Here is a 12,610-nt window from a genome sequence, read left to right as displayed (position 1 = left end):
CCTTTCAGGAAATATTATGGAAATGCCGACGCATGCGAAACCCGCCGATAACCTGGGACTTTAATAGCACCTACCCGGTACTGCACAGCCAGAAATCAAGGAGTAATTAACGACACAGTGAGGGGCTGGGGGTGACCACTTCGAGGGTCCTCCACTACTGTGGAAAAGACTCATAATACTTTTCGCCCAGAAAGGCGGGACCATCGTGGCCGTTCCATTCGACCCCCATCCCCCGTTCCAGGAGTACGCCCACCCGGAGCGCCTGGTTTCCGCGTCCTGGCTGTCCGCTCGCCTGGGTACGCCCGGGCTGCGGGTCGTCGAATCCGACGAGGATTCACTCCTCTACAACATCGGGCACCTGCCCGGTGCCGTGCGCATCGACTGGAACAAGGACCTCAACGACCCCGTCACCCGCGACATCATCGACGGTGAGGCCTTCGCCCGTCTGATGAGCGAGAAGGGCATCTCCCGGGACGACACCGTGGTCATCTACGGCGACCAGTCCAACTGGTGGGCCGCGTTCACCCTGTGGGTGTTCGAGATGTTCGGCCACGAGGACGTCCGGCTTCTCGACGGCGGCCGGGATGCCTGGATGGCGGAGGAGCGCGACACCTCCTACGTCGTTCCCGAATTCCCGCCCACCGATTACCCGGTCGTCGAGCGCAACGACACCAGGTACCGCGTCTTCGTCGAGGAGGTACGCGCCAGCATCGGCAGCACCACGCTCGTGGACGTCCGCTCCGCCGAGGAGTACCTCGGCAGCCTGGGCTCCGACAACGAGCCTGCGGTCGCTCCTGCCCTGCGCCAGGGCCACATCCCCGGCGCCGTGAACCTCCCCTGGCAGGACAATGTCCATCCGAACTCGCGTTTCCGCTCGCGGGCGGAACTCGAGGAGATCTACGGCGCGCTGAGCCCCGAGGCAGAGACCACCATCTACTGCCACACCGGTGACCGCACCTCCCACACCTCGTTCGTGCTCAAGCACCTCCTCGGCTTCGACAAGGTCCGTAACTACGACGGCTCCTGGGTCGAGTGGGGCAACATGGTCCGGATGCCGATCGCACGCGGCGAGGCACCGCACGCCTGAGCCCTTGAGGGCTCCGCCCGAACGGACCGTTTTGCGCGCGAAACAGATGGCGCGCCGGACTGTCCATATTCTTTTCGGGCGGCTCTACTGGCAATTCCCACAATTTTCGGGCAAAATCTCAAGACCTGACGGAATGCTCACGTTTTTGTGTGCAAGAATAGTCTGCATGCGTCGCGTGGCCGCCTCTCGGGGGCGGGTCGACGAGACCTCCAAGTGCAGCACATGAAAGGGACCCCCAAGTGGCAGTAGAGACCAAGAAGATCACGAAGGTCCTCGTGGCCAACCGCGGTGAAATCGCGGTACGCGTGATCCGCGCCGCCAAGGATGCAGGCATCGCCAGCGTCGCCGTATACGCAGAGCCGGACGCGGACGCACCGTTCGTCGGCATAGCGGATGAGGCGTTCGCCCTGGGCGGCCAGTCCTCGGCCGAGTCCTACCTCGTGATCCAGAAGATCATCGACGCCGCCGCCAAGTCCGGCGCGGACGCCGTCCACCCCGGTTACGGCTTCCTCGCCGAGAATGCGGAGTTCGCCCAGGCCGTCATCGACGCAGGCCTGATCTGGATCGGCCCGCCGCCGTCCGCCATCGCCGACCTCGGCGACAAGGTCACGGCCCGTCACATCGCGCAGCGTGCGAACGCACCGATGGTCCCGGGCACCAAGGAACCTGTGGCAGGCGCTGACGAGGTCATCGCGTTCGCCCGCGAGTACGGCCTGCCCATCGCCATCAAGGCCGCCTTCGGTGGCGGTGGCCGAGGCATGAAGGTCGCCTACTCCATGGACGAGGTCGCGGAGCTCTACGAATCCGCCACCCGTGAGGCCATCTCCGCCTTCGGCCGCGGCGAGTGCTTCGTCGAGCGCTACCTGGATCGTGCACGCCACGTCGAGGCACAGGTCCTGGCCGACCAGCACGGCAACGTCATCGTCGCAGGAACGCGCGACTGCTCCCTGCAGCGTCGTTTCCAGAAGCTCGTCGAGGAGGCCCCGGCTCCGTTCCTCAGCGATGAGCAGCGCTCCATGATCCATGAGTCCGCCAAGCAGATCTGCCGCGAGGCAGGCTACTACGGCGCCGGCACCGTCGAGTACCTCGTCGGCGCTGACGGCCTGATCTCCTTCCTCGAGGTCAACACCCGCCTGCAGGTGGAGCACCCGATCACCGAGGAAACCACCGGCATCGACCTGGTTCGCGAGCAGTTCCGCATCGCCGAGGGCCAGAAGCTGCGCTTCACCGAGGATCCCACCCCGCGCGGCCACTCCTTCGAGTTCCGCATCAACGGCGAGGACGCCGGCATGAACTTCATGCCGACCCCGGGCACCATCACCGCCTACCACCAGCCGGACGGCCCTGGTGTGCGTGTGGATTCCGGCGTCCGCGAGGGTTCCGTCATCGGCGGCCAGTTCGACTCCATGCTGGCCAAGCTCATCGTCACCGGTGAGTCCCGCGAGGAGGCTCTCCAGCGTGCCCGTCGCGCGCTCGACGAGTTCGTCGTCGAGGGCATGCCGACCGTCCTGCCCTTCCACCGCCACATCGTCTCCAACCCGGCGTTCGTCGGCAATGACGAGGGCTTTGAGATCTACACCAAGTGGATCGAGGAGGTCTGGGACAACCCGATCGAGCCCTTCGTCGACCCGGCCGATCTGCCCGAGGATGAGGACGTCCCGGCGCACAAGGTCGTCGTCGAGGTGGACGGTCGCCGCATCGAGATCGCCCTGCCGGGTCTCTTCGCGCTGGGCGGTGGCGCTGCCCCGAAGAAGAAGGCGAAGAAGCGTCGCTCCTCCGGCGGCGCTGCGGGCGCTTCCGGCGACTCCGTCGCCGCCCCGATGCAGGGCACCGTCATCAAGGTCAACGTCACCGAGGGCCAGGAGGTCACGGAGGGCGAGGTCATCCTGGTGCTCGAGGCCATGAAGATGGAGAACCCGGTCAAGGCCCACAAGTCCGGTGTTGTCGCCGGTCTGGCCGTCGACGCCGGCGCCGGTGTCACCAAGGGACTGGTTCTTCTCGAGATCAAGTAATCCCTGATCCGCATCAGACCCCGCAGGCCTCCTGCGGGGTCTTTTCGCGCTCCTGAACAGGTGGGATTACCCTGTACGTATGGGTTCCGTTCTCACTGGTTTCTCGCTTCGTCTCGCCGCCGAATCGGATCGCACCTATCTTTCCCGTCTGTTCTTCCTCACCGACGTGTTCGGTGACGAATCACAGCCCGTCGGCGATCATTATCTCGAGGATCTCGAACGCTACGTCGGCCGGTGGACTCCCGGGCAGGGCGGCGTCATCGCCCTGAGTCCCGAGGGCATCCCGGCCGGCGGCGTGTGGCTGCGCCACGGGCCCGGTCGCCCCGCCTTCGGCTTCGTCGCCGAGGACGTCCCTGAGCTGGTCATCGCCGTGGAGAATCGTTACGCAGGTCAGGGCCTCGGCTCCTCGCTCATCGACGCCGCCCTCACCCTCGCCCGCGCCCACCACCACGCGGGAGTGTCCCTCGCCGTCGACTTCGGCAACGACCGTGCCCGCGCCCTGTACGTGAAGAAGGGCTTCCGCAGCCTCGGCGCCCGCCCAGACCTGGGCTGCGAAGCGATGATCCACCGCCTGCAGAACCCGCCGCACTGACGCAGAAACCCGGGACACCCCCCTGCTGGGAGCGCCCCGGGTTCAGTCCTGCTGCTAGGCGATGACCACGATCAGGTCGCCGCCCTCAACCTTCGTCGGCAGTGCGAATGCCACACGCTCCACCGTGCCGTCGATGGTGGCCGTGATGGTGGCCTCCATCTTCATGGCCTCGATGATGGCGACGGGGTCGCCGGCCTTGACCTCATCGCCGGCCTTCGCGGTGACGGAGACGACGCCCGCGAACGGTGCCGCGACGTGGCCCTTGTTGGCGGAATCGGCCTTCTCTGCGGAGGCGGTGACGGACTCGACCGAGCGGTCACGGACCTTCATGGGCCGGATCTGGCCGTTGACGTTGGCCACGACCTGCCGCATGCCCTTTTCGTCGGGCTCACCGACTGCGTCGAGACGCACCACCAGCGGGGGACGGTCCTGCTCGGTGAGCAGGCGGATGATGCTCTCCTCGCCCTCCTTGAGCCCGTAGAAGAAGACCCGGTCCTCGAGCGCCGCGGTGTTGCCGTACTGGCGGCGGTGCTCGGCGAACTCGGCGGCCTGCTTGGGGAACAGCAGCCTGTCCAGGGTGGAGCGTCGGGTCTGGCGGTCCGGGCTGGAGAGCTTCTCCTCGTCCTCGGCGGAGACGTCGACGAGCGTGGTCGGGCCGCTGGCACGACCGGCGAGGGCCTTCTCCCGCAGGAGCGGCCAGCCGCCGGGCGGGGTACCCAGGTCGCCGCGCAGGAAGCCGATCACGGAGTCGGGGATGTCGTACTTCTGCGGGTCGTTGGCGAAGTCCTGCGGATCGACGCCGGCACCGACCAGGTGCAGCGCCAGATCCCCCACGACCTTGGAGGACGGGGTGACCTTGGTCGGCCGGCCCAGCATCTCATTGACGGCGGCGTAGTAGTCCTCGATGAGCTCGAAACGGTCCCCCAGGCCCAGTGCCTTGGCCTGCGCGCGCAGGTTGGACAGCTGGCCGCCGGGGATCTCGTGCTTGTACACACGCCCGGTCGGGCCTGGCACACCTGCCTCGAAGGGGGCGTAGAGCTGGCGGACGGCCTCCCAGTAGGGCTCCATGTCGGAGACGGCGTCGAGGGACAGTCCGGTGTCGCGGTGGGTGTCGGCGAAGGCCGCGACGATCGCGGAAAGCGAGGGCTGGGAGGTGGTGCCGGCGAGCGGGGCGGAGGCACCGTCGACGGCGTCGGCTCCTGCCTGCGCGGCGGCGAAGTAGGTGGCGAGCTGGCCGCCGGCGGTGTCGTGGGTGTGGACGTGGACCGGCAGGTCGAAGTTCTTCCGCAGCGCCTTGACCAGGCGGGAGGCGGCGGTGGGGCGCAGCAGGCCGGCCATGTCCTTGATGGCCAGGATGTGGGCACCGGACTCGACGATCTGCTCCGCCAGATTGAGGTAGTAATCGAGGGTGTAGATCTTCTCATGGGGATCCAGCAGGTTGCCGGAGTATGCCATGGCGACCTCGGCGACGGTGGTGCCGGTCTCCAGGACCGCGTCGATGGCCGGCCGCATCTGGGACACGTCGTTGAGCGCGTCGAAGATACGGAAGATGTCGATGCCGGAGTCCGCGGCCTCGTTGACGAAGGCACGGCAGACGGAGTCCGGGTACGGGGTGTAGCCGACGGTGTTGCGGCCGCGCAGCAGCATCTGGATGTTGACGTTCGGCATGGCCGCACGCAGGCCGTCGAGACGCTCCCACGGATCCTCGTGGAGGAAGCGCATGGCGACGTCGTAGGTGGCACCGCCCCAGGCCTCGACGGACAGGAGGTTCGGGGTCGTGCGGCCCACGTGCTCGGCTGCGGCGACCAGGGCGGAGGAACGGATGCGGGTGGCCAGGAGCGACTGGTGTGCGTCACGGAAGGTGGTGTCAGTGACGGCCAGGGCGTCCTGTGCACGCAGCTGCTCGGCGAAACGCTTCGGACCGAGGTCGCGCAGGAGATCACGGGAGCCGCGCGGCATCGGGGCGTCGCTCTTCGGGGGCAACTTGGTCACCGGGCGGAGCTCGGTGGGGCGCTTGCCGTGGGGGCGGTTGACCGTGACATCGGCCAGGTAGTCGAGGATACGGCCGGCCTCGTCGTCCGCCGGCGGTGCGGACAGGAGGTGAATGTGGTCGTTGATGAAGTTGGTGGAGATGCGCTTGGTCTGGAAGTCATCCTCACGCAGCAGGGCGCGCAGGAAACCGATGTTGGTGGCCACGCCGGAAACGGTGAATTCGTTGAGCGCACGCTGAGCGCGGGCCACGGCGGTGGCGAAGTCGGCGCCACGGCAGGTCATCTTCACCAGCATGGAGTCGAAGTTCGGGGAGATCTCGCCGCCGAGGGATGCGGCGCCGTCGAGGCGCACGCCCGCGCCGCCCGGGGAGCGGTAGGCGGTGATCGTGCCGGTGTCGGGGCGGAAGTTGTTGGACGGGTCCTCGGTGGTGATGCGGCACTGCAGGGCCGCGCCGTGGAGCTTGATCTTGTCCTGGGTGAGGCCCAGCTCCTTGAGCGTCGCCCCGGCGGCCAGGTGCATCTGTGCCTTGACCAGGTCGATGGAGGTGACCTCTTCGGTGACGGTGTGCTCGACCTGGATGCGCGGGTTCATCTCGATGAAGACGTGGTTGCCCTTCTCGTCGACGAGGAACTCCACGGTGCCGGCGCACTGGTAGCCGATCGACCGGCAGAACTTCACCGCGTCGGCGCAGATCTGATCGCGCAGCTTCGGGTCCAGGTGCTGGGCGGGGGCGATCTCGACGACCTTCTGGTGGCGGCGCTGCAGGGAGCAGTCACGCTCGTAGAGGTGGATGACCTCGCCGGTGTGGTCGGCGAGGATCTGCACCTCGATGTGCTGCGGGCTGATCACGGCACGCTCGAGGTAGACGCGGCCGTCGCCGAACGCCGCCTCCGCCTCGCGGGAAGCCTCGATAGAAAGCTTCGCGACGTCCTCGGGGTTCTCGATGAAACGCATACCTCGACCGCCGCCGCCGGCCACTGCCTTGACGAAGATCGGGAAGGTGAAGTCCTTGGCCATCTCGACGAGCTCGTCGATGTCGGTGGAGGGCTCGGAATCCTGCAGGACCGGCAGGCCTGCCTTCCTGGCCGCCTCGACGGCTGCGGACTTGTCACCGGTCAGGTCCAGGACCTCCGGGGGCGGGCCGATGAAGGTGATGCCGTTTTCGGCGCACTCGCGGGCCAGCTGAGCATTCTCGGAGAGGAAGCCGTAGCCCGGGTAAACGGCGTCGGCGTGGGTCTTCTTCGCCGCCCGGATGATTTCGTCGATGTCCAGGTAGGCCTTGACCGGAGATCCCTCGGTGCCGATCCGGACCGCCTCGGAGGCGAATGACCGGTGGTGGGAATTGCGGTCTTCCTTGGGGTAGACCGCGACGGTGGCGGCCCCCGTCTCGAAGGCGGCGCGGAAGGCGCGTACGGCAATTTCGCCGCGGTTGGCGACGAGCACCTTCTGGAATGCGGGCAGTGTGGGTGTGGCCACTAGGGAGATCCTTTCCGAACGCATGCGGGTCTGCACACGGGAATTTATCGGGGGTGCGTCCGAGAGATTATGGGCTCTCTTCCGTCACACATTATCGCAACAACAGAGGTGAGCCTCGGGTGGACTTTCCCCTACTCCTCAAGGATAACCGGAAAAATCCGGTCGTTCCGATGCCCGTTTCCGTCTGACGCTATCAATCCGATAGGTATGACGTATTCTTTTCCGCAGGACGGAAAGGAATATCTCGGCCGGGCGTGACGGAACCCACAGCAACATCCCCCAATCGCGGGCGCTGCCGTGGGTTCCGGTGGACGGAATGGGCTAGCGCTCGTCCATCGGGACGACCTTGCGCTGCTCCGGGCCGGTGTAGGCGGACAGCGGGCGGATGAGGGAGTTGTTCTCGAACTGCTCGACGACGTGGGCGGTCCAGCCGGCCACGCGTGCGATGACGAACAGCGGAGTGAAGAAGTCCACCGGGAAGCCGAGCAGGTGATAGGCCGGGCCCGCCGGGAAGTCCAGGTTCGGCTGGATGCCGGTGCGGACATCCATGGCGTCACGCATGTTCTCGTACATGGCGACCCACCTGGCGCCGTCGTGACGCTCGGCGAGCGCCCGGAAGGACTGCTCCATCGACGGCACGCGACTGTCACCCTTCTTGTACACGCGGTGGCCGAAGCCCATGATGAGGCTCTTGCTGTCCAGGGCGTTGTTCACCCAGTCGGCGGCCTTGGCCGGATCGTCGATCTCGAGCATGGTGTGCATGACGAACTCGTTGGCGCCGCCGTGCAGCGGGCCCTTGAGCGCGCCGATGGCACCGGTGATGGCGGAGTACACGTCGGAGCGGGTGGAGGTGATCACCCGGGCGGTGAAGGTCGAGGCGTTGAAGGAGTGCTCGGCGTAGAGGATCAGGGACTTCTCGAAGTCGCGGACGTCCTCCGGGTTCGACGCGGGCGAGTCCGGGCCGGTGCCGAACACCATCGACAGCAGGTTCTCGGCGACGCCCTTGTCCGGGTCCGGGGCGACGATGTTCTTGCCCTGACGGCGACGGATGTCCATGGCCAGCGCCATCGGCAGCTGGGCGAGGAGGTTGTGTCCGACGTGGGTGATGTGGTCGGTGTCCGGGGTGAAATGCTCCGGGTCCTTGGTACCCATGTAGGACACGGCGGTCCGCATGACGTCCATCGGGTGACAGTCGGTGGGCAGGGAGTGGATGAGGGCGATCAGACCCGGGTCGAGCGAGCGGTAGGAGCGGCCGCGCAGGTTGAACTCCTCGAGCTGCTCAGCGTCCGGAAGCTCACCGTTCCACAGGAGGTAGAAGACCTCCTCGAAGGAGCAGTGCTCGACGAGATCCTGGACCGCGTAGCCGCGGTAGGTCAGGGAGTTCGTCTCCGGCATCACCTTGGATACGCCGGTGTAGTCGGCGATGACTCCGTAGAGACCCTTGCGGACCTCGGGCTCCTGTGCGGTCTGGGTGGAGGTGGTCATGGTGCTCATCCCCTTTCGGGAGGGTGTTTCAGCGGATGAAGGTGGGCTGGTAGGTGTCGGTGGAGTAGGTGAAGACCTGCTGGTCGAACGCGTTGTATTCGTTGTACCGGAGCAGCTCGTAGAGGCGGGAGCGGTGCTGCATGCGGTCGACCCACCCGCGCTGGGTGCCGGTGACGGCGATCTCGGCGAGTGCCTCCTCGACCTGGCCCATCGCGATGCGCAGGGTGGTCACCGGGTAGATCACCGCGTTGAACCCCAGTTCCTCGAGCTGGCCGGCCGAGAGCAGTTCGGACTTCCCGAATTCCGTCATGTTGGCCAGGAGCGGCACGTCGACGGCCGCGCGGAACTTCTCGAATTCGGCCGGGGTGTGCAGCGCCTCGGTGAAGATGAGGTCCGCCCCGGCGTCCGCGTATGCCTTGGCGCGCTCGATCGCGGAGTCGATCCCCTCCACGCCGGCGGCGTCGGTACGGGCGCAGATGACGAACTGATCGTCACGCCGCTCGTTGACGGCCGCCGTGATGCGCCGGAGCATGAGGTCCACCGGCACGACCTCCTTGCCGTCCAGGTGGCCGCACCGCTTCGGGTTGACCTGGTCCTCGAGGTGACAGCCGGCGACACCGGCGTCCTCCAGTTCGGAGATCGTCCGCGCCGCGGACATGGGTTCGCCGAAGCCGGTGTCGGCGTCGACGAGCACCGGCAGGTCAGTCACCCGGGCGATCTGCCCGGAGCGGTGTGCCACCTCGCTCAGCGTGGTCAGGCCGATGTCCGGCAGCGCCAGGTCGGCGGCGACGACCGCGCCGGAGACATAGACGCCGTCGAAGCCCGCCTCCTGGATGGCGCGGGCCACCAGTGGGGAGAAGGCACCCGGCATGCGTTGAATCTTCCCGCTGTTCAGTCCGGCACGGAATGCTTTCCGACGCTCCGTCGGCGTCACCGTGGAGGAGAAGAGGCCGGCCATCAGAACAGCCCTGCCGGGATCGTGGGGGCCTGGGCCAGGACGTCTGGGCCCAGCTCGATGTTGAGCTCGGAGAGATCGGTGAGGTTCCCGGTGTTCTCCGCCGCCGCGAGGAAGCGCTCCTGCTCGGCCTCGGGGACGATCCCTTCTGCCAGGGTGCGGAACTTGGCCACGTACTGCTCGCGGGCGAAGGGGCGGGCGCCGAGCGGGTGTGCGTCGGCGACCGCGAGTTCATCCTCCACCACCGTGCCGTCCCGGAAGGTGATGACGGCGCGGGCGCCGAAGGCCTTCTCGCCCGGGTCAGTGGAGTGGTAACGGCGGGTCCACTCCGGGTCCTCGACAGTGGAGATCCTGTGCCACAGCTCGATGGTCTCCGGGCGGTTGGCACGCTCCGGCGCGTAGGAACGCTCGTGGTGCCAGGCACGGTCCTCGAGGGCCACGGCGAAGATGTACATGATCGAGTGGTCGAGGGTCTCACGTGAGGCACCCGGGTCGAATTTCTGCGGGTCGTTGGATCCGGTGCCGATCACGTAGTGGGTGTGGTGCGAGGTGTGCAGGACGATGGACTCGATGTCCCGCAGGTCCCGGCCGTCAGCGGCGAGCTGCTCGCCCATGCGGCGGGCCAGGTCGATCGGGGCCTGGGACTGGTACTCCGCGGAATGCTCCTTGGTGTAGGTGTCCAGGATGGCGCGCTTCTCCTCGCCCTCGCCCGGCAGCGGGACGGTGTACCGGTGGTCCGGACCAGAGAGCAGCCAGGCGATGACGCCGTCCTCACCCTCCCAGATCGGGGCCGGGGCCCCCTCGCCGCGCATGGCACGGTCGACCGCCTCGATGGCCATCTTGCCGGCGAAGGCCGGGGCGAACGCCTTCCAGGACGAGATCAGGCCTTTGCGGGACTGGCGGGTCGCGGTGGTGGTGTGCAACGCCTGCCCGATGGCCTGGTAGATGGTGTCCACGTCCAGGTCGAGCATGGTGCCGATGCCGGCGGCCGCCGACGGGCCGAGGTGTGCCACGTGGTCGATCTTGTGCTCGTGGAGGCAGATGCCGCGGACCAGGTCGACCTGGATCTCGTAACCGGTGGCCAGACCCCGGATGAGTTCACGACCCCCCTTGCCCGCCTGCTGCGCGGCGGCGAGGATCGGCGGGATGTTGTCGCCCGGGTGGGAGTATTCGGCGGCGAGGAAGGTGTCGTGGAAGTCGAGCTCACGGACGGCGGTGCCGTTGGCCAGCGCCGCCCACTCGGCGGCGTACCTGCCCGGCAGACCGAAGACGGAGGCGCCGCCGGTGGTGACCGGCCGGGCCTGCGCCATGACCCGGGCGGAGGTGACGGGGCGGCGTAGAGCGGAGGCGACGGAGACGGCGGCGTTGTCGATGATCCGGTTGATGATCATCTCCCTGGTCGCCTCCGGAACCTCGACGGGATCGGCGGCGACGCGGGCGATCTTGTAGGCCAGGTGCTCCTCGTAGGGGAAGTCCTCGGCGGAGCGGTGGGTACGCACGGTGTGGTTGATCATGGCGGTCGGTTCTACTCCTTGCTCAATGGCGGATGCGCTGCCGCTCACAGTAGTGCGAATCGTGTGTTGGCGGTCACAGCAAAGTCTGCGTAAAGTAGCGGCATCAGGTCACACTTTCTGCAAAACTTGTGGAAAACGCAGGTCACACACAGTTTCGGGAGCAGGACACACCCATGAGCAAGCACTTCGCGGGGGCACGCATCCGCACACTCCGCAGGACCCGCAACCTCACCCAGCAGGAAATGGCGCGCAGGCTCAGCCTGTCCACCAGCTACCTCAACCAGCTCGAGAACGACCAGCGTCCCCTCACCGTCACGGTGCTCATGGCGCTGTCCCGCCATTTCGACGTCGACCCGGCCTTCTTCTCCCCCGACCACGACGCCCGCACCGTCGGCGAACTGCGCGACGCCTTCCCCGCCGTCCCCGACGATCAGCTCGCCGACTTCGCCGCCCGCTATCCCGAGCTGGTCACCGAGGTCCTCGAGCTCGCCGAGCGCGCACCGTCGCGTGTCGACGACTCCCCCTACCGCCTCGTCCGCGACTTCTTCTACGAGGCACACAACTACATCCACGAACTCGACGTGCTCGGCGAGGAGCTGGCCGGTCGGCTCGGAGATCCCCAGCTCCGGCTCACGCGACTGTCGACGTCCCTGGACCGCGACCTCGGCATCGTCGTCCGCTTCCGCAAGATCAGCAACGGCCCCCGCCGCGTGTACCATCCGCAGACCCGCGAACTCCATCTGCGCACCGGTCTGAACGAGGCACAGCTCTGCTTCGAGCTCGCCCTCCAGTACGGGCTCACCGGCCACGCCGACCTCCTCCGCGAGCTCGCCTCCCCCCTGCCGACCGGGGAGTCTCGTGAGATCGCCGTCCTGGCGCTCGCCCAGTACTTCGCCGCTGCCGTGGTCATGCCCTACGAGGCCATGCTCGCCACCGCCGAGGAGGTGCACTATGACATCGACCGTCTCGCCGTCCACTTCGGCACCGGCTTCGAAACCACCTGCCACCGCCTGTCCACCCTCAACCGGCCCGGGGCCCGGGGAGTCCCCTTCTTCTTCGTCCGCACGGACCGCGCGGGCAACATCTCCAAGCGCCAGTCCGCCACCGGTTTCCACTTCTCCCGCTCCGGCGGCTCCTGCCCACTGTGGGTGATCCACCGTGCCTTCGAAACCCCCGGGCGGGTCACCCGGCAGGTGGCGGCCATGCCGGACGGCCGGCACTACCTGTGGATCGCACGCACCGTCCAGGGACAGGCGCACGGGTTCGGCCGGCCCCGCAAGGAATTCGCCGTGGGCCTGGGCTGCGACCTCGACCAGGCCGAGCGTCTCGTCTACGCGAAGGGACTGGACCTCTCCCCCGCCTCGGCCACCCCCATCGGGCCGGGCTGCACCACCTGCCCACGGGAACGCTGCCCCCAGCGGGCGTTCCCCCACGCGGGTCGCCAGGTGGTCGTCGATCTCGACGCCACCCTGGACTTCTCCTACACCACCTACTGAT

The 12,610-nt window shown here is 67.2% G+C and carries 8 protein-coding genes; 4 read left to right on the top strand and 4 right to left on the bottom strand.

Translation table 11 applies throughout. The annotated features are described in order from the left end of the window. Positions 1-205 precede the first annotated feature (205 nt). From CETAM_RS02955 to CETAM_RS02945, 3 genes are all read left to right on the top strand, one after another. Positions 206-1,087: a sulfurtransferase gene (locus CETAM_RS02955; protein ID WP_156227012.1), complete on the top strand. Its 882-nt coding sequence runs from the start codon at positions 206-208 to the stop codon at positions 1,085-1,087. Between the two features lie 239 nt (positions 1,088-1,326). After that, positions 1,327-3,099: an acetyl/propionyl/methylcrotonyl-CoA carboxylase subunit alpha gene (locus tag CETAM_RS02950; protein WP_156227011.1), complete on the top strand. Its 1,773-nt coding sequence runs from the start codon at positions 1,327-1,329 to the stop codon at positions 3,097-3,099. 79 nt (positions 3,100-3,178) lie between these two features. Continuing rightward, positions 3,179-3,691, top strand: a complete 513-nt coding sequence (locus tag CETAM_RS02945) for a GNAT family N-acetyltransferase (protein WP_156227010.1) — start codon at positions 3,179-3,181, stop codon at positions 3,689-3,691. A gap of 54 nt (positions 3,692-3,745) precedes the next feature. Here the strand turns inward: CETAM_RS02945 and CETAM_RS02940 are convergent, their stop codons facing one another. From CETAM_RS02940 to prpD, 4 genes are all read right to left on the bottom strand, one after another. Continuing rightward, on the bottom strand, positions 3,746-7,183 hold the full coding sequence (locus CETAM_RS02940) for a pyruvate carboxylase (RefSeq protein ID WP_156229341.1): 3,438 nt from the start codon (positions 7,181-7,183) through the stop codon (positions 3,746-3,748). 297 nt (positions 7,184-7,480) lie between these two features. Continuing rightward, positions 7,481-8,653, bottom strand: coding sequence for a bifunctional 2-methylcitrate synthase/citrate synthase (locus CETAM_RS02935; protein WP_407923946.1), 1,173 nt, complete (start codon positions 8,651-8,653; stop codon positions 7,481-7,483). A 19-nt stretch (positions 8,654-8,672) separates the two neighbouring features. Further along, a complete protein-coding gene (gene prpB / locus CETAM_RS02930) occupies positions 8,673-9,602 on the bottom strand; it encodes a methylisocitrate lyase (protein WP_156227008.1) in 930 nt (309 codons plus the stop codon). Further along, the gene (gene prpD / locus CETAM_RS02925; RefSeq protein WP_156227007.1) at positions 9,602-11,113 is read right to left on the bottom strand and encodes a 2-methylcitrate dehydratase PrpD; all 1,512 of its coding nucleotides are present in this window, start codon (positions 11,111-11,113) and stop codon (positions 9,602-9,604) included. The genes prpB and prpD overlap by 1 nt, the downstream gene beginning before the upstream one ends. A 173-nt stretch (positions 11,114-11,286) precedes the next feature. On the opposite strand from prpD, the gene CETAM_RS02920 reads away from it, so the two are divergent. Further along, positions 11,287-12,609: a short-chain fatty acyl-CoA regulator family protein gene (locus CETAM_RS02920; protein WP_156227006.1), complete on the top strand. Its 1,323-nt coding sequence runs from the start codon at positions 11,287-11,289 to the stop codon at positions 12,607-12,609. The last annotated feature ends 1 nt before the right edge of the window (position 12,610 follow it).

Source organism: Corynebacterium comes, from assembly GCF_009734405.1.
GTDB classification, from domain to species: Bacteria; Actinomycetota; Actinomycetes; order Mycobacteriales; family Mycobacteriaceae; genus Corynebacterium; species Corynebacterium comes.
Note: the sequence above shows the minus strand (reverse complement) of the source record. Positions and strands in the feature narration are given on the sequence as shown.